The sequence below is a fragment of the Ensifer sp. genome (assembly GCF_031989085.1).
In the GTDB taxonomy this organism is placed as follows: domain Bacteria; phylum Pseudomonadota; class Alphaproteobacteria; order Rhizobiales; family Rhizobiaceae; genus Ensifer.
The window spans coordinates 1,885,227-1,903,249 of sequence record NZ_DALZXU010000001.1; the positions used below are offsets into that span (position 1 = coordinate 1,885,227).

At 62.3% G+C, this 18,023-nt stretch carries 13 protein-coding genes; 5 read left to right on the plus strand and 8 right to left on the minus strand.

Annotated elements, in window-relative coordinates:
- Positions 1 to 119: 119 nt before the first annotated feature.
- From murI to RTP54_RS09215, 3 genes are all read right to left on the minus strand, one after another.
- Positions 120 to 917, minus strand: coding sequence for a glutamate racemase (gene murI / locus RTP54_RS09205; protein ID WP_312362086.1), 798 nt, complete (start codon positions 915 to 917; stop codon positions 120 to 122).
- The gene (locus tag RTP54_RS09210; protein WP_112804905.1) at positions 904 to 1,749 is read right to left on the minus strand and encodes an RNA methyltransferase; all 846 of its coding nucleotides are present in this window, start codon (positions 1,747 to 1,749) and stop codon (positions 904 to 906) included. Before RTP54_RS09210 ends, murI begins: the two co-directional genes overlap by 14 nt.
- A 78-nt stretch (positions 1,750 to 1,827) precedes the next feature.
- Positions 1,828 to 3,816 (minus strand): FUSC family protein, encoded by a 1,989-nt coding sequence (locus RTP54_RS09215; protein ID WP_312362087.1) that lies wholly within the window; start codon positions 3,814 to 3,816, stop codon positions 1,828 to 1,830.
- A gap of 273 nt (positions 3,817 to 4,089) precedes the next feature.
- Between RTP54_RS09215 and RTP54_RS09220 the strand changes: the two genes are divergently transcribed.
- Positions 4,090 to 5,304: an NADP-dependent isocitrate dehydrogenase gene (locus tag RTP54_RS09220; protein WP_112804901.1), complete on the plus strand. Its 1,215-nt coding sequence runs from the start codon at positions 4,090 to 4,092 to the stop codon at positions 5,302 to 5,304.
- A 102-nt stretch (positions 5,305 to 5,406) separates the two neighbouring features.
- Here the strand turns inward: RTP54_RS09220 and RTP54_RS09225 are convergent, their stop codons facing one another.
- The 3 genes from RTP54_RS09225 to recA all read right to left on the minus strand — a co-directional run bounded on the left by RTP54_RS09225 (position 5,407) and on the right by recA (position 10,409).
- Positions 5,407 to 6,258, minus strand: coding sequence for an AraC family transcriptional regulator (locus tag RTP54_RS09225; RefSeq protein WP_312362092.1), 852 nt, complete (start codon positions 6,256 to 6,258; stop codon positions 5,407 to 5,409).
- A 170-nt stretch (positions 6,259 to 6,428) separates the two neighbouring features.
- Complete coding sequence (gene alaS, locus RTP54_RS09230) at positions 6,429 to 9,092, minus strand: alanine--tRNA ligase (protein ID WP_312362094.1); 2,664 nt, start codon at positions 9,090 to 9,092, stop codon at positions 6,429 to 6,431.
- 228 nt (positions 9,093 to 9,320) lie between these two features.
- Entirely contained in the window at positions 9,321 to 10,409 is a 1,089-nt protein-coding gene (gene recA / locus RTP54_RS09235; RefSeq protein WP_112804896.1) for a recombinase RecA, read from the minus strand.
- 239 nt (positions 10,410 to 10,648) lie between these two features.
- Here recA and RTP54_RS09240 point away from each other — a divergent pair, with 239 nt between their 5' ends.
- Positions 10,649 to 11,596 carry a carbohydrate kinase family protein gene (locus tag RTP54_RS09240; RefSeq protein ID WP_312362095.1) on the plus strand — a complete coding sequence of 316 codons (948 nt, stop codon included), beginning with the start codon at positions 10,649 to 10,651 and terminating at the stop codon, positions 11,594 to 11,596.
- A 31-nt stretch (positions 11,597 to 11,627) separates the two neighbouring features.
- On the plus strand, positions 11,628 to 12,557 hold the full coding sequence (locus tag RTP54_RS09245) for a pseudouridine-5'-phosphate glycosidase (RefSeq protein ID WP_112804892.1): 930 nt from the start codon (positions 11,628 to 11,630) through the stop codon (positions 12,555 to 12,557).
- A gap of 82 nt (positions 12,558 to 12,639) precedes the next feature.
- On the opposite strand, the gene cckA is transcribed toward RTP54_RS09245, so the two are convergent.
- Positions 12,640 to 15,264 (minus strand): cell cycle histidine kinase CckA, encoded by a 2,625-nt coding sequence (gene cckA / locus RTP54_RS09250; protein ID WP_312362098.1) that lies wholly within the window; start codon positions 15,262 to 15,264, stop codon positions 12,640 to 12,642.
- 275 nt (positions 15,265 to 15,539) lie between these two features.
- On the opposite strand from cckA, the gene RTP54_RS09255 reads away from it, so the two are divergent.
- Positions 15,540 to 16,505 carry a flagellar biosynthetic protein FliO gene (locus RTP54_RS09255; protein WP_312362100.1) on the plus strand — a complete coding sequence of 322 codons (966 nt, stop codon included), beginning with the start codon at positions 15,540 to 15,542 and terminating at the stop codon, positions 16,503 to 16,505.
- Between the two features lie 102 nt (positions 16,506 to 16,607).
- Here RTP54_RS09255 and dksA read toward each other — a convergent pair whose 3' ends face one another.
- Positions 16,608 to 17,027: an RNA polymerase-binding protein DksA gene (dksA, locus tag RTP54_RS09260; RefSeq protein ID WP_112805284.1), complete on the minus strand. Its 420-nt coding sequence runs from the start codon at positions 17,025 to 17,027 to the stop codon at positions 16,608 to 16,610.
- Between the two features lie 415 nt (positions 17,028 to 17,442).
- Here dksA and RTP54_RS09265 point away from each other — a divergent pair, with 415 nt between their 5' ends.
- Entirely contained in the window at positions 17,443 to 17,961 is a 519-nt protein-coding gene (locus tag RTP54_RS09265) for a histidine phosphatase family protein (RefSeq protein ID WP_312362103.1), read from the plus strand.
- The last annotated feature ends 62 nt before the right edge of the window (positions 17,962 to 18,023 follow it).

Here is an 18,023-nt window from a genome sequence, read left to right on the forward strand (position 1 = left end):
CGTTCCCTGGACATGCTCTCGCTGATTTCGGGCGAGTGCCCGCAAGCCCTGAGGTCTAGCACCCTTCCCCGGAATTTTCCCGGTACAAAGCGCAAAACCCACAGATAAGAAAGCGCTGTTTATCGCACTTTCAAACCGAAGCCCTGCATCAGGCGTCTCGTCGAAAAATCCGGTTGTCCCGATGTGAAGATCGCCGGGTCTTCGCCGTTCAATGGCGCAAAACCGTTTGGCAACGGCACCAGCGAGCGCGCCCGCCGCGCGATCGCCTCGGCCGGATCCAGCCAGTCGACGGGCCATGGCGCCAGCTTGCGAAACAGGTTGGCCATGAACGGGTAATGCGTGCACGCAAGGACGATAATGTCGGTCCTGCGGCCGTCCATCTCGACGAAACACGGCGCGATTTCGGCAAGCACTTCGGCGTCGTCGAGTTTCTCCCCGCGAATATAGGCCTCGGCCATCCGCGCGAGGTTTTCCGAGCCGACCAGGCGGACGTGGCATTGCGTGGCGAAAGACTGGATGAGGTCGCGCGTGTAGGCGCGCTTGACCGTGCCGGGTGTTGCAAGGACTGAGACGAGCCCGGAGCGCGTGCGCTCGGCCGCCGGCTTGATCGCCGGCACGGTTCCGACGAAAGTCATCTGCGGAAAGGCAGCGCGCAGATCTGCGCCGACGAGGGTGAAGGCTGTGTTGCAGGCAATGACACAGATTTCAGGGGTGTGTTCGGCCAAAAGGCGCTCGAAAAGCGCAATGACATGCGCCCGCAGCGCTTCTTCCTCCCAGCCGCCATAGGGAAAGCCGGCGTCGTCTGCGATGTAGATGAAATGCCGCTCGGGCATCAGCACCCGCGCCTCGCGCAGCACCGTGAGCCCGCCGATGCCGCTGTCGAAGACGAGAATGGGTTTCAGGTCAGTCGCTGTCACCGCTGTCTGATACTTTCTTGTTGGTCTCGGCCCTGCTGCTGTCGGCAGGCGCGCCGGAGCCGCGGGGATGTTCGCGCGAGAACCGGTCAAGCGACGAGATCACGCCACGTAGCACCCGGATTTCCGTTTCGGTGAAAGATGGTCTGGTCAGAACGGTCCGCAGATTTTCGACCAATTTCGGCTTTTTGTCGGCAGAGCGGAAATAGTTGCGCGCTTCCAGCGCATCTTCAAGATGATCGAACAGGCCCTGCAGATCATCCTTCTTCGCCGGGCGCTGTTCCAGTGCCTGGAAAGACGTCTGGTCTTCGCTTTCCATGCCGGTCTTCAGCCACTCATAGGACATGAGCAGCACGGCCTGGGCAAGGTTCAGCGAGGCAAAGGCCGGGTTCACGGGAAAGGTGACGATTTCGTCGGCAAGCGCCACCTCCTCGTTGGTAAGCCCGGTGCGCTCACGGCCGAAGATGATGCCGGTCGCCTCGCCGGCGACAAAGCGCTGCCTGAGCGTGCGCGCGGCAATGATCGGCGAGCGCACCGGCTTGTAGCCGTAGCGGTCGCGTGCCGTCGTCGCGTAGACGAAATTGAGGTCGGCGATCGCCTCTTCAAGCGTGTCATAGAGCTTGGCGCCCTCGATGACGTGGTCGGCGCGGCTGGCGGCCGATTGCGCTTTTTCGTTCGGCCAACCGTCGCGCGGGTTGACGAGGCGCAGTTCCGACAGCCCGAAATTGGCCATGGCGCGGGCGACCATGCCGATGTTCTCGCCGAGCTGCGGATAGGCAAGTATGATCGCCGGTCCTTCGGTCAGGAGTTCTCGTTCGCTGTTGGTGCCTGCCATGTCTCTTGCCTTCGTCTTCTGTTCGCCGTTTCCCTCGCACAAAAGCCCGGAAAGTTAAAGTCCAGGCATCTGTGGACATCAGGCCGCAGCTGGATGCAGCCGGTTGAGCGAGATCCCGATCATCTCCAGCCCCAGCTCGGCATCGTCCTTCGATATCGGCAGGTGCCGGTCGACCGGTCCGGCGACGCGGCCGACGTCGTAGAAATAGCCGGCCCCCTTTTCCTCGATCGCGCGGACAAGCGCGAGGTTCTGGTCGATGTCATTGAGGAAGGTTGTGTCAACGGCATCAGCCTCGTCGGCGACACGGCGGGCAAAGACGCGTGCCCAATAGGTGCAGCCCATGAAAATCGCCAGCGTCTGCCGCACATGCCCCGGGCGCGTCACCAGTTGCCAGGAAACGCCAAGCGGCTTGGCCGCTGCCGCCAGATCGCGATAGGCTCGGTCGAGTGCCTGGGACCGGACGATCAACGCCATGCCCGACTGGCCTTCCCTCGCCGCCTGCATCAGGCCCGTCAGTTCTGCGCACCAGGATTTGATCGCCGCATCGAGCGATGTTCGCGTTCGCGTCGGAAAGACGACGAAGGCAACCGCAGCACCGGCGATCGAGCCGATCAGGGTTTCTTCCAGGCGCAGCTGCAGCAGCTCCGGCGTCAGCACGCCCATCAGGCTGTAGAGCAGAGACAGCACGACCGAGACGAAGAACGTCATCGTCGCATAGGAAACGGCAAGGAAGTAGAAGGCGAGAAAGACGCAGAGGGCTGAGAGCGGCAGCACCAAATAGATGTTACCGGCGACCAGCGTGCCAACGACGATGCCGACCACGATGCCGAACAGCGTACCGGCCGAGCGCTGCAGCGCCTTGACCGCGGTATCGCCGCGCGATCGCGTATTGGTGAAGACGAGGAAGGCCGCCAGCACCGCCCAGAACCAGCGATCGCGCGACAGCATCAGCCCGAAGACCATGGCGATCCCGGTGGCGAGCGTAATCTGGATGGCGGACTTGAGTGCCGGATTGTCGACAGACAGGTCGAGACGCATCGGCTGTCGGTCGGTCTCGGGTTTGCTCGGGTCGTCGAGGTCATGCTCGTCAAGATTTTCAAGGCTGCGCGCCAGCCGCTGCCGGACGTTGCGCAGCCACGAGAGCGCCTTTGCTGTTTCTGCGAGCCGCTCGTTTGTCTTGTCGATGCGTGCCGTCTCCGCTTCGATCTCGGCCGTGTTGCGCGCAAGCATCGCTTCGATCAGGGCGACGGGCGGCATTGCCTGAAGGCTGAGAACGATCACGCTTTCTGCGGCCAGGTGCAGGTCGAAGAGGTTGATTACCACATCCGAGGAAGCCAGGCCCGGCTCAGGCTCCGGGCGTCGGTTTTCAGTCGGAATAAAGCTTTCCGCCATCAGCACCGCCTCCTTGAGGCGCTCTTCCCTGCGATGGAGCCTCGTGCGATCCGTTTCGAGCAGCATCGGTTTGCGCGCGACGTCGAGCAATTCCTCCAGCATCTGGTCGACGCGCTGCTGGACGCTTGCTGCGGCGCGCAGTAGATCCCGGTAGCGGTTGTCGGGCAGAAGGACGGTGCGCACCAGGTGGGCAACCGTTGCGGAAACCGCCGCGCCAAGAAACAACGCCGGCAACTGATCGGCCGTCGGCCGCAGATACGCGCCGATGAAATAGGACATGAAGGCGAACATGCCGACGGCAAACCACCGGGGTCCGAAGGATCTGCCATAAACAGCCAGGAAGATGATCGTCAGAAACACCACGTCCGAGACGTAGCGGTGGCTTTCGAGCAACGAGGCGAGCGCCACCATGGAGACGCCGACCACGACCGCGATCACGCGGGTCACCAGCTGTTCGCCATGCGTGCGATCGCGCACCGCAAGCCCGCCTTCGATCGACAGCGAAACGGCTAGGCCATAGGCAGCCGGTGGAAGCGGCGCGATGAGAAAGTGAAATGCCATCAGCAGCAAAACCGACGTAACGATCGTCGCGGTGATGCGTGTTGCCTGGCGCAGCCGGGAAAAGGCCGGATCGTTGGCCAGAAGCCAGTCGCGCACGCGGGAGCGGATTTCCATCGGATGCCTTTGCCTGCCGCGACGACCATCGAACGGCGCCGCTTCGCTGCTCTTTTCTGATTAACGTCGCCCCTGATCTTTTCAAGGCGCCGGGTGGATTAAAAACCCCTGAAATACCGCCCGGGGCGCTGTCCTCAGGTGGTTTCATCCTCCACCCAAAGTTTCAGCCAAGCATGCTTTGCCTTGCCGTTTCACAATGCTATAGGGCACAGGATTTTTCAAAAGAGGAAGGGACATCGCTCCCGCTGTCCCGCTAAACTACGAGGCATATTCATGGCAAAGATCAAGGTCGCCAATCCGGTCGTCGAGCTCGACGGCGACGAGATGACCCGCATCATCTGGCAGTTCATCAAGGACAAGCTGATCCACCCCTACCTCGACATCGACCTCGAGTATTATGACCTCGGCATGGAAAACCGCGACGCCACCGACGACCAGGTGACGATCGACGCTGCCAACGCCATCAAGAAGCACGGCGTCGGCGTCAAGTGCGCCACGATCACCCCGGACGAAGCCCGCGTCGAAGAATTCAAGCTCAAGAAGATGTGGAAGTCGCCGAACGGCACCATCCGCAACATCCTCGGCGGCGTCATCTTCCGCGAGCCGATCATCTGCAAGAACGTACCGCGCCTGGTTCCGGGCTGGACCAAGCCGATCATCGTCGGCCGTCACGCCTTCGGCGACCAGTACCGCGCGACCGATTTCAAGTTCCCCGGCAAGGGCAAGCTGACGATGAAGTTCGTCGGCGAAGACGGCAAGGAAATCGAATACGACGTGTTCGACGCGCCGTCGGCCGGTGTTGCCATGGGCATGTACAACCTCGACGATTCGATCACCGAATTCGCTCGCGCGTCGCTCAACTACGGCATCCAGCGCAAGGTTCCGGTTTACCTGTCGACCAAGAACACCATCCTCAAGGTCTATGACGGCCGCTTCAAGGACATCTTCCAGAAGGTGTTCGACGAAGAATTCGCCGACAAGTTCAAGGAACTGAAGATCTGGTACGAACACCGCCTGATCGACGACATGGTCGCATCGGCGCTGAAGTGGTCCGGCGGCTACGTCTGGGCGTGCAAGAACTACGACGGCGACGTCCAGTCCGACATCGTGGCCCAGGGCTTCGGCTCGCTCGGCCTGATGACCTCGGTTCTGATGACGCCGGATGGCAAGACGGTCGAAGCAGAAGCTGCGCACGGCACGGTGACCCGTCACTACCGCCAGCACCAGAAGGGCGAGGAAACTTCGACCAACTCGATCGCCTCGATCTTCGCCTGGACCCGTGGCCTTGCCCACCGCGCCAAGCTCGACGACAATGCCGAGCTGGCCCGTTTCTCGGAAACGCTTGAAAAGGTCTGCGTAGACACGGTCGAATCGGGCTTCATGACCAAGGACCTGGCGCTGCTGATCGGCCCCGACCAGCCGTGGCTCTCGACCACGGGCTTCCTCGACAAGATCGACGAAAACCTGAAGAAGGCCATGGCTGCCTGATCGGCGCCAGTAAGCGACTGAAATGCGAAACCCGGCCTAGTGCCGGGTTTCTTTTTGGTCGGACAACAGCAACTGGACGAGAGCTGTCGAGGCTGTGACCTATCACTTCAGCGGCAGATAGATCTCGCTCAAGAGCTCGGTCGGCGCAACCTCGCGCGGATTGTTGAGATACTTCTCGAACATCAGGCTGTCACGGACTTCGCGACCGGACTGCGGCAACCAGGTGCCGTAGAGCCATTGATAGGCCAGCGGCATATCCGCATAGGGGCCCTTGTGGCGCAGAACGGCATAGCGACCGCCGTCGAGCGTCTGGGGCGTCAGCGGTGCATCGGCGGGCAAATCTCCCTTGGCCGACACACAGGCAAAGGAGCGCAACCTGTCGGTCGGCACCAGCTCCGGATCATCGAGGTAGATGCCGATCATTTCCATGTCGGGGCGGAAAAGGTTGCGCGAAAACAGCGTGCCGTAGAGCGTCTCGAACGCCTTCCCGATGCCCATATAGGACCCGGTATGGGCCACGCCGATGACGTCGAAACTGTCGATTTCCTTTAAGGTGACTTCATACATGTCCGCAATTCCTTCCGATGACGCGGTTTCGAAGGTTTTGTGGCTGCCCTCCTTGCGATACCGCACCGGCGGTAGCCCGTAGACTGCCTTGAAGGTGCGGTTGAAGGATTGAACGTTCGGGTAGCCAGAACGCTGCGCGATCGCTTCGACAGGAAGATCGGTCTGCACGAGATCGGCGGCGGCCTTCTGCAGCCGCAGCCGCTTGACCGTTGCCGCCAGCGTCTCGCCGTGGACGGCCCGGTAGATCCGGTGCCAGTGATGCGGCGACAGGCAGGCGATCTCGGCGAGCCGATCGAGATCGAGCTCCTCGTTGAGATGGCCGTAGATATAGTCGCTCACCCTGTGCAGACGTCTCTCATAGGCCGCCCAGCTTGCCTGCTCGTCCATGCCGAACCTTTCGCGTTTTGCTCACGGATCGGTAGACCATAGACGAGTTTGACAAATCCTGCGGAGTTTTGCGGCATGCGGCAAACCCGCAGCGCGGCACTCTTTGCAGACACGAAAAAAGGCGCCCGAAATCGGGCGCCTTCTTCAAATTCCAGTGTGAGCGCTTGGCCTTAGCCGGCCAATGCCACGGCAACAGCCTCGATTGCTTCGGCTGCCTTCTCGCCATCAGGGCCGCCGGCCTGGGCCATGTCGGGGCGTCCGCCGCCGCCCTTGCCGCCGAGAGCGACCGAGGCGACGCGCACGAGATCGACGGCGCTGACCTTGGAGGTCAGGTCATCGGTCACGGCCACGACCGCGCTTGCCTTGCCGTCGCCGGAGACACCGACAAAGGCGACGACGCCGGAGCCGAGGCTCTTCTTGCCGTCGTCGGCCAGGCTCTTCAGGTCCTTGGGCTCGACGCCGGAAACCACCTTGCCGAGGAAGCGCATGCCGGCGATGTCACGGGCAGCATCGGCCGAACCCGCTTCGCCGCCGCCGCCAAGCGCCAGCTTCTTCTTGGCTTCCGTCAGTTCACGTTCCAGCTTGCGACGCTCGTCGAGAAGCGCCTCGACGCGGCCGAGCACGTCACCCGGCTGAACCTTGAGCGTGTTGGCAAGCGTCTTGACCCGCTCATCCTGCTCGTTGAGGTAGGCGCGAGCCGCCTCACCCGTCAGCGCCTCGACGCGGCGAACGCCAGCGCCGACGGCACTTTCGGAAACGACGCGGACCAGACCGATGTCGCCGGTCGCCGATACGTGCGTTCCGCCGCAGAGTTCGACCGAATAGGGACGGTTCGCCTTGGAGCCATGAATGCCCTGGCCCATCGAGACCACGCGTACTTCGTCGCCGTATTTTTCACCGAAGAGCGCCATCGCGCCTTCGGCAATCGCATCGTCGACGCTCATCAGGCGGGTGGTGACCGGCGTGTTCTGAACGATGATCTCGTTTGCCATCTCCTCGACGATCTTCAGCTCCTCGGCCGACATCGGCTTCGGGTGCGATACGTCGAAACGCAGGCGCTCCGGTGCGACCAGCGAGCCCTTCTGGGCCACGTGCGTGCCGAGCACTTCGCGCAGCGCCTCATGCAGCAGGTGCGTGGCCGAGTGGTTGGCGCGCAGACGCGAACGCCGGGCGTGGTCGACTTCGAGCTGTGCCGCATCGCCAACCTTGATCGTGCCTTCAGCAACGACGCCGAAATGGACGAACAGCCCCTCGCCGCGCTTCTGCGTGTCGGTGACAACAAGCTTGCCGCCATCGGTGGTGATGGTGCCGGTGTCGCCCATCTGGCCACCCGATTCGCCGTAGAACGGCGTCTGGTTGAGGACGATCTGGACCGTTTCCCCCTTGGCCGCCGACTGGGCGACGGCGCCGTCGCGCACGATAGCCTGGATCACGCCTTCTGCGACTTCCGTGTCGTAACCGAGGAACTCGGTCGAGCCGTGCTTTTCACGCAGCTCGAACCAGATGGTTTCGGTTGCCGCTTCGCCGGAGCCCGACCAGCTGGCACGCGCTTCGGCCTTCTGGCGCTGCATGGCCGTGGTGAAGGCGTCGGTGTCGACCGAAATACCCTTGGCGCGCAAGGCGTCCTGGGTCAGGTCGAGCGGGAAGCCATAGGTGTCGTATAGCTTGAAGGCGGTTTCGCCGTTGAACTGGTCGCCTTCCGAAAGGTCGGCCGAGGCTTCGGAAAGCAGGTTGAGGCCGCGCTCCAGCGTCTTGCGGAAGCGTGTTTCCTCGAGCTTCAGCGTCTCGGAGATCAGCGCTTCGGCGCGCATCAGTTCCGGATAGGCGCGGCCCATCTGGCCGACGAGTGCCGGCAGCAGCTTCCACATCAGCGGATCGCGGGCGCCGAGCAGCTGGGCGTGGCGCATGGCGCGGCGCATGATGCGGCGCAGGACGTATCCGCGGCCTTCGTTGGACGGCAGCACGCCATCGGCGATCAGGAAGGCTGATGAGCGCAGGTGATCGGCAATGACCCGGTGGCTGGCGCGCTGGTCGCCCTCGGCCTTGACGCCGGTCGCTTCTTCGGACGCAGCAATCAGCGCACGGAACAGGTCGATGTCATAGTTGTCGTGCTGGCCCTGCAGCACGGCGGCCAGGCGCTCGAGGCCCATGCCGGTGTCGATCGACGGACGCGGCAGGTTGACCCGTTCTTCCCTGGTGATCTGCTCGTACTGCATGAAGACGAGGTTCCAGATCTCGATGAAGCGGTCGCCGTCCTCGTCGGCCGAACCCGGAGGTCCGCCCCAGATCTTGTCGCCATGATCGTAGAAGATTTCCGAGCAAGGGCCGCAAGGGCCGGTATCGCCCATGGCCCAGAAATTGTCGCTGGTCGGGATGCGGATGATACGGTCTTCGGAGAGACCGGCGATCTTCTTCCACAGGCCGAAGGCCTCGTCGTCGGTGTGATAGACAGTGACCAGCAGGCGCTTGGCGTCGAGCCCATACTCCTTGGTGATCAGGTTCCAGGCAAGCTCGATGGCGTTTTCCTTGAAGTAGTCGCCGAAGGAGAAGTTGCCGAGCATCTCGAAGAACGTGTGGTGGCGCGCGGTATAACCGACATTGTCGAGGTCGTTATGCTTGCCGCCGGCGCGCACGCATTTCTGCGCGGTCACGGCCGTCGAATAGGGACGCTGCTCGAGCCCGGTGAAGACGTTCTTGAACTGCACCATGCCGGCATTGGTGAACATCAGCGTCGGGTCGTTGCGCGGCACCAACGGGCTCGACGACACCACCTCGTGACCATTTCTGCGGAAATAGTCGAGAAACGTCGACCGGATTTCATTCACGCCGCTCATCTTGCGTCCTATCTGTGCACCAATTCAGGCCCAAGCCCCGGCATTTGCCGCGCCCCTTGCCGTTGTCCTTCAACCCCGCAGCCGTCCCTGACGGCTACGCCCTCCAACGCCCACGGCCGCCGGAACCACAGGCTTTTATCGTTCGCGTATCATGCTGTCCAGACGGCAGCAAAAAACCGGCCGCCATAGAAGGCGACCGGTTTTGAACGCACACGCTTGGCGTGACAATTATGCTTCGGCAGCGTCGTCGCCGTCGTCCGCTTCCGGACCACCGTTCTCCAGGAAACGGTCGGCGATCAGGCCAGCGTTCTGGCGCAGAGCCGTCTCGATCTCGCGTGCCAGGTCCGGATTGTCCCTAAGGAACGACTTGGCGTTTTCGCGGCCCTGGCCGAGGCGCTGGCTGTTATAGGAGAACCAGGCGCCCGACTTCTCGACGAGGCCGGCCTTGACGCCGAGATCGACGAGTTCGCCGGTCTTGGAGACACCTTCGCCATACATGATGTCGAATTCGACCTGCTTGAAGGGAGGCGCCATCTTGTTCTTGACGACCTTGACGCGGGTCTGGTTGCCGACGACCTCTTCGCGCTCCTTGACGGAACCGATGCGGCGGATGTCGAGGCGAACCGAAGCGTAGAATTTCAGCGCGTTGCCGCCGGTCGTCGTTTCCGGCGAACCGAACATGACGCCGATCTTCATGCGGATCTGGTTGATGAAGACGACCATGCAGTTGGACTTCGAGATCGAGGCAGTCAGCTTGCGCAGCGCCTGGCTCATCAGGCGGGCCTGCATGCCCGGCAGGCTGTCGCCCATTTCGCCTTCGATTTCGGCGCGTGGCACGAGTGCGGCGACCGAGTCGATGACGAGAACGTCGATCGCTCCGGAGCGGACCAGCGTGTCGGTGATTTCAAGCGCCTGTTCGCCGGTGTCGGGCTGCGAGATCAGCAGGTTTTCGAGGTCGACACCCAGCTTGCGCGCATAAACCGGGTCGAGTGCGTGTTCGGCGTCGACGAAGGCGCAGATGCCGCCCTTCTTCTGTGCTTCGGCGATCGTCTGCAATGCAAGCGTCGTCTTGCCCGAGCTTTCCGGGCCGTAGATCTCGATGATGCGACCCTTCGGCAGGCCGCCAATGCCGAGTGCGATGTCGAGGCTGAGAGAGCCGGTCGAAACCGTCTCGATCTCGATGATGCTGTCCTTCCCACCGAGCTTCATGATCGATCCCTTGCCGAACGACCGTTCGATCTGGGAAAGTGCCGCTTCAAGTGCCTTGCTTTTATCCACCGATTTGTCCTCTACGAGCCGCAAAGAGTTTTGTGCCATTTCGTCCACCTTTAGGTTATTGAAGCTACTGAGGCAATGAAGCCGCCGCACGAGTTTTTGTACATGTTTTGTTCCTGTTTTGCAATAGCCGAACAAGACATTGTAAAATATGGGTAATTCGAATTGCGTTCGATTCATGTTCACGCTTTGGGGCGTGATTTTTCCAGCATCGCGCTGCGGGCCTGGAAACGATGAACAGTCCCGATCCGATTCGCCCGAGAGACAGCAGAGGAAGATTCATGACGGAAGGCGAAATCGCCGTCTTTGGCGGGGCCCACATCGATCGGCGCGGACGCATCGCGGGCGCGACGGCGCCCGGGTCCAGCAATCCCGGCTCCTGGTTTGAAGAGGCCGGAGGCGGTGGATTCAATGCTGCGCGCAACCTGGCGCGGCTGGGGCATAGCGTCAGAATGATCAGCACGCGCGGCGGTGACGCCGCCGGCGAGATGGTCACTGCGGCCGCCGCCGCGGCCGGCGTCATCGACACGCCCCTCACCTTTCTTGACCGCCAGACGCCGAGCTACACTGCGATCATCGAGAGTGACGGCAATCTTGTGATCGCGCTTGCCGACATGGACCTATACCGGCTGTTCTCGCCGCGACAGTTGCAGCGGCGCGCATTGCGTGAGGCCATCGCCGACAGCCGGCTGGTGCTGACGGACGCCAACCTGCCGGAGGAAACGATTGCAGCCCTCGTCGATCGCGCCTCCACCGACGGGCGCATCGTCGCCGGCATCGCCGTTTCGCCGGCAAAGGTCGTCCGCTTTCAGCAAAGCCTAGCCAAGGTCAGCTACCTGTTCATGAACGAGGCCGAGGCACGGGCGCTGACTGGCAAGGATTGCCCGGATGCCGAGGGCTGGCCGCCGCTTCTGCGCGCAGCCGGCCTCAATGGCGGTGTCGTTACCCGCGGCGGCCGGGCGGTCGTCGCCTTCGATCGAGAAACGGTGTGCGTCGCGACACCGCCGGCACTGCCGGAACTTGCCGATGTCACCGGCGCCGGCGATGCCCTGGCGTCGGGCTTCCTCACCGCCCGCCTTTCCGGGCGCGGGCTTGATGAATGCCTGAGGCAAGGTATCGCTGCGGCGGGTATCACCCTGCGCTCGCCTCTGGCGGCCTCGGAACAAATGTCGCAGGCCAATCTTGAACAGGCACTGGCCCTTGTGCCGGCGCCTCAAATGCTGGCATGAACGCCGCCAGCCGAACTCCCAAGGAAAAACCATGACCAAACCCGCTTCCCCTTTCCTGCCGATGGAATATTCCGACGAGGTTGCAGCCGCCAAGGCGCGTGGCGCGCCGATCGTGGCACTGGAATCGACCATCATCACCCATGGCATGCCCTATCCGGGCAACCTCAACATGGCCCGCAGCGTCGAGGCGATCATCCGCGATCAGGGTGCCGTCCCGGCGACCATCGCCGTCATCCATGGTGTCCTGCACATCGGCCTTGACGACGCCAAGCTCGAAGAGCTTGCAAAGACCGAAGGAGCGATGAAGGTCTCGCGGGCCGATCTCGCCTTTGCGATCGCCGAGCGCCGCACCGGCGCGACCACCGTCGCCGCCACGATGATTGCGGCTGCCCGCGCCGGCATCCGCGTGTTTGCGACCGGCGGTATCGGCGGCGTGCACCGTGGCGCCGAGCTGACCTTCGATATTTCAGCCGATCTGGAAGAGTTGGGCCGCACGGCCGTCATCGTCGTTTGCGCCGGCGCCAAGGCCATTCTCGACATTCCGAAGACGCTCGAAGTTCTGGAAACCCGCGGCGTGCCGGTCGTCACCTATGATAGCGACGTCTTCCCTGCCTTCTGGTCGCGCGATTCGGGCCTGAAGAGCCCGTTGATGCTCAACAGCCCGGCGGCGATCGCCAACTTCCAGAACATGCGCGAACAGCTCGGCGTCGATGGCGGCATGCTGATTGCCAATCCGGTTCCGGCCGAAAGCGAGATCCCGCGTGAGGAGATGGAAATCTACATCGCTCGCGCGATCGACAACGCCGAACGCGACGACGTCACCGGCAAGGCCGTCACGCCCTACCTGCTCGACAACCTCTTCCACCTGACAGACGGACGCAGCCTCGAAACCAACATCGCGCTGGTGGAGAACAATGCCCGCCTCGCCGGTGAAATCGCTGTGGCGCTGACTGCGAAGTAAGAGCGTCAGTCAATTCTGGACAAAAAGAAAGCCCGGCGCGCAAGCGTCGGGCTTTTTGTTGGGCTAACGGTTGGGGCGCGTCTCAGGAGTCGAGCATCTCGCGCACGGCCACTGCCAGCTGCTTTAGCGAGAACGGCTTCGGCAGGAACCCGAACTTGGCATCAGCCGGCAGATTGCGGGCGAAGGCGTCTTCCGCATAGCCCGAGACGAAGATGAACTTCAGGTCCGGGTATTTCTTGCGCAATTCGGTCAGGAGCGTCGGCCCGTCCATTTCCGGCATGACCACGTCGGAAACGACGATGTCGACGGCACCATCGAGCTCGTCCATGATGTCGAGCGCCTCGACGCCCGAGCCTGCTTCATGCACGGTGTAGCCACGCGTCTCGAGCATGCGCTTGCCGCCGCGACGTACTGCCTCTTCATCCTCGACGAGAAGAACGACGGCCGAATCGCCCGTGAGGTCGGTTGGTTCCTCGGCCTTGGCGACGGGCTTGGCGACCGTTGCGACCGGGGGCAATGCCATTGTCTCGCCGGCGGCACCCGAAGCCTGGTCGTCCACGACTTCAGGAATGTCGATGTGGCGCGGCAGCAGAATGCGGAAGGTGGTTCCCTTGCCGACTTCGGACTCCGGGTAGATGTAGCCGCCGGACTGCTTGATGATGCCATAGACCATCGAAAGGCCAAGGCCGGTGCCCTTGCCAACTTCCTTCGTCGTGAAGAACGGCTCGAAAATCTTGTCGAGGATTTCCGGCGGGATGCCGGTTCCCTGGTCGGAAACCTCCACCATCACGAAATCCTCCTCCGGCAGCTCGCGCCGGCCAAGGGCGGCGATCTCGCTTGACGGCAGATTGCGGGTGCGAAGCGTGATGATGCCGCCGGAAGGCATGGCATCGCGCGCATTGACGGCGAGGTTGAGCAGCACCTGCTCGAACTGGCCGAGATCCGTGCGCACCGGCCAGAGGTCGCGCCCGTAGTCGACCTCGACCTTGACGTTGGTTCCCGTCATGCGATCGACGAGCATGCGCAGATCGCCGATGACGTCGGTCATGCTCAGAACCGTCGGCCGCATCGTCTGCTTGCGCGAGAACGCCAGCAGCTGCCGCACGAGCACGGCCGCCCGATTGGCGTTGCGCTTGATCTCCATGAGATCGGCAAAGCTTGCATCCGCCGGACGGGCCGACAGAAGCAGGTGATCGGACGACAGCAGGATTGCCGTCAGCACGTTGTTGAAGTCGTGGGCGATGCCGCCAGCAAGCGTGCCGACCGCATTCATCTTCTGCGTCTGCGCCATCTGGTTCTCGAGCGCCTTCTGCTCGGTAATCTCAAGCGCATAGATGATCGCCGCCTCTTCAGGCGCCTGATCGCTCTGGTCGATGACGGCGTTGATGTAGAAGCGGAAGTGGCGCTCGCCATCGGCCGGATGCAACGCGTCGATCGGAGCGATGTCGCCCTGGCGATCCTTGGCCGCGGCAAGCGCTTCGTGCAGGCGCCCCTTTTCCGTCGAGTGCACGACCGTCTCGATCAGCGCACCGCGCTCGACATCATCCTGCGAAACAAGACCCGAAAACAGCTTGAGGAACGGCGCATTGGTGCGAAGGATGCGGCCATTGCCGTCGACCGAAGCGATCGCCATCGGCGTGTTGTTGAAGAAGCGGGTAAAGCGCATGGCGGCGCTCGACGCCGACTGGTCCTCGTCCTCGCCACCGTCGCGCGACATGACGATCGTCCGGCTCTCGCCCGGAGCGCCGTCGCGCGCCGACGACACCCGGTGCACCATGCGCACCGGCAGGCTCTGGCCGTTGGACTTGCGCAGATCGAGGTCCAGCACCTTGGTCTTCTTCAGCCCGGGCTCGGCCTGCACCGACTGCACCAGCGTCAGCCCCTCGCCGGCAACCAGGTCGCCGATGCTCATCGAGCCCGGCTGGAATTTCGTCAGGTCGATGCCGAGCCAATCGGCAAGAGTGGCGTTGATGTAGAAAATCTCGCCCTTGCGGCCAGCTGAGAAGAATCCCGCCGGGGCGTGGTCGAGATAGTCGATGGCGTTTTGCAGTTCCTTGAAGAACCGCTCCTGATCGTCGCGTTCCGCCGTAATGTCGGCGATCTGCCAGAGATAGAGCGGGTTGCGGTCCGTGTCTTCCAGCGGTAGCACGCGCGCCTTCAGGCGAAACCAGTGCGCGCCAGACCCACTGGAGGAAGCCGCCGTCGCCAGCGGCTTCAGCAGGCGAAACTCCTCGTGCCCCTGCTTGCCCTCGTGCAGGCCGTTCGTGAGGCGATAGATCGCCTCCGTCGCCTCGCGGTTTCGCGACAGGATCGTTTCGAGCGACTGGATGCCGGCTGAATTCTTTGCGCCGGTCAACGCACCATAGGCCGCATTGGCATAGATGATCCTGCCCTTGCGGTCAGTGACGATCGTTCCATCTTCATGCGCATCGAGGAAGGCGCGCGCCAGCTCGTCCGGCCGTGATTGCGGCATCACCTCGATGAAGCCGATGACCGACGAGACGAGGAAGAAGATCCCGACCATGGCGAGCACGCCGAGGATGCCCAGCACGATCTCGTTGTCGAGTTCGTTCTTGAAGATCACAAAGGCGATCGCAGACACAGTCAGCACGATCGCAAGCAGCACGATCCGCATGACGGTTCCCGGCCTGACGCCACGGTCAACAACCGGCATCTGGTAGTCGCCTGACTGGCGCAATTTCGTCATCGGGTCCTCATCTGCCGCCAATGCCGCCCGTCGCACGACGGAACGGTCCGGCTCTCCGGCCGGCATCCGCACAATCCTCCGGGATGAAATCGGCCAATGCCGACACGCCCTCGATCATTCGGATAGGAATCATCTTTAACGATCAGAGATAACAGCAAAAAGCACCTGTGCGGAAGCGCAGCTGTCAATTCACAGGGAATGTCGGCGAAGTGCTTGTCCAAGCCCGAAAAAAGCCGTCAAATACTGCCACTCGAAAGGCTAAAGGAGTTCAGCCTATGATGGAAACGATCGTCGGAGACAACGGTAGCCGATTCATTATCGCTGCTGGCGCCGTTGCTATCGGGCTTTTGTGCCTTGTGGCCGTGCTCTGGATCATGCGCAACAGGCCATCGTCGCCCTTCATTCGTGGCGGCAAGAACAGGCAACCGCGCCTGGCGGTTCTCGATGCGGCTGCCGTGGACACCCGGCGTCGGCTGGTGCTCGTTCGACGCGACGACGTCGAACACCTGATCATGATCGGTGGCCCGACGGATATCGTCATCGAAAGCCGGATCGCACCCGCAGACGACAACGGGTCGCGCAGCGACAACGTTGTTGTCAACGAGCGCAAGCCGATCGAACCTTCGATTGCAAACGGCAACGGCAGCAAGGTGCCGGCGCCTGCCGCATCACCGGTACAGGCGCGTCCCGTCGCCGTTCAGCCTGAGGTGGTTGCAGCAGCACCTGTGCGCCCGGCATCCATTCCGCAGGAACAGCCAGTTGCCCGGGCCGAGCCTGCGCCGGCGATCCGCCCGGCTGTCGAGCAGCGCCCCGCGCCGGTGATGGCTGTGGAGCCGCGCCCGGTCGCAAGGGTTGTACCACCCGCCCCCGAGATTGTTTCTCCTGCCCAGGCAAGCGAGAAGGTCGAAGGTATCTTCGATGCCGCCCGCAGCCGCGTGTTGCCGGCACAGCCGGCCCAACAGGAACAGCGCCCTGCACCCGTCGCCCAGCCGCTGCCAGCCCCGCAACAGGCTACGCTGTCGGACTTCGAGCGAATTCTCGACGCGGAAATCACTGGGGACCTGCAGCGTCTGGCACCGACGGATGCCGTTGCCCGGCCGGAAAACCGGGCGCCGACGACGGCGGCCGTGCGACAGGAGCCCGTACTCGGCGCCCCCTCGGACGGAGCCCGCAAGGAACCAACGATCGAGGATGAGATGAACCGCATGCTCGCCGACATCTCTGCCGGCCGTAAGCCCTGACGCACCTGAGCGCGGGCGCTGCACTTTACCATCGAGCAAAACAGAAAGAGGCGCGGGTCAGACCCGCGCCTCTTTCTCGATAAAGTTCCGGAAACCGGACATCTATTCGTCTCTGTAGACCTTTTCCCGACGCTCGTGGCGCTCCTGCGCCTCGATCGAGAGTGTTGCGATCGGTCGGGCGTCGAGACGCTTGAGGCCGATCGGCTCCCCCGTTTCTTCGCAGTAGCCGTAGGTCCCTTCATCTATCCGCTGCAACGCGGAATCGATTTTGGAGATCAACTTCCGCTGACGGTCCCGGGCTCTCAGTTCGATTGCCCGGTCTGTTTCGGAAGAGGCTCGGTCTGCGAGATCGGGATGATTGGCGCTCTCCTCGGCCAAGTGATCCAGTGTCTCGCGCGCCTCGCGAAGGATGTCGTTTCTCCAAGCATTCAGCTTGGCCCGGAAATAGGCCCGGTGGGTGGCATTCATGAATTCCTCGTCCTCGGAGAGAACAAAGGTACTAAGATCGATCTTCTCACTCAACGCGATTCTCCTGAAGAACATCTCATTGCGGCGGTGTATAGACCCATGGAAGCCGCGATTCAAGCCTCGGATTAAACACTCAACCGTATTTTAACGATGCTTGCAATTCAGGCTAACTGGCGAATATTTCATCAAAATTACAGATCAGATCTTATTCGTAGAGATGATCACCTACTCTGCACCAAGAAGACCGGCCTTAACCTGGATGTCCTATCGCCGCATCGACGGTCTTTGCCAATCTGGCATTTCGGGCCTGCGCGCATTGGCGCAATCCCCGGAAAAAAGCGTCTCGCAGCTTGATCTTTGCATCATCGATGGGAAAAGGTGGTGATCCGCCGGCAGTCGCGCAAGGGCCTGCTTCGGCGATACCCGATCCGGCCGCGACCCGCGGCTGGCAGCGACCGGAATTCATCCCATGCAAGACAGCGCCGCCAGGCCCTTCCGCCTCTTCCTTCTGCGTCATGCCCAATCCGGCTGGGCGCTGCCTGGGCAGCGCGATTTCGACCGGGCGCTCGACGCCACAGGCTATGCCGAAGCGGATCTGATCGCCGAGATGGCGTCCGATGGCGGCATCCGGCCGGATCTGATCCTGTGCTCGACCGCTGTGCGTTGCCGTCAGACCGTCGAACCGTTCTTGCGCACCCTCAGTGAAGACCTCGACATCAGTTACGTGGACGAACTCTACTCCGGGCCGGCAAGCGTCTACGCGGATATCATCGACGCAAACAGGCACCTGACTTCACTGATGATCGTCGGGCACAATCCCATGATCGACGAGCTGTTCCGCCGATTTGCCGGAAGCCAAGCGGCTGAAGATACCCTTCCGCATGGATATCCGCCCGCAGCTCTTGCGATCCTTGATGTGTGGCCAGGCGTCGGCGCGGCGACGGCGACGCTCGTGTCACTGATGTTGCCGACGGGCCGGGCTAAATGACAGGCAATTGTTGCGGTGCGGGAAATATTTCCTATATCGCCAAGGCAATGCGCAACCGCCGT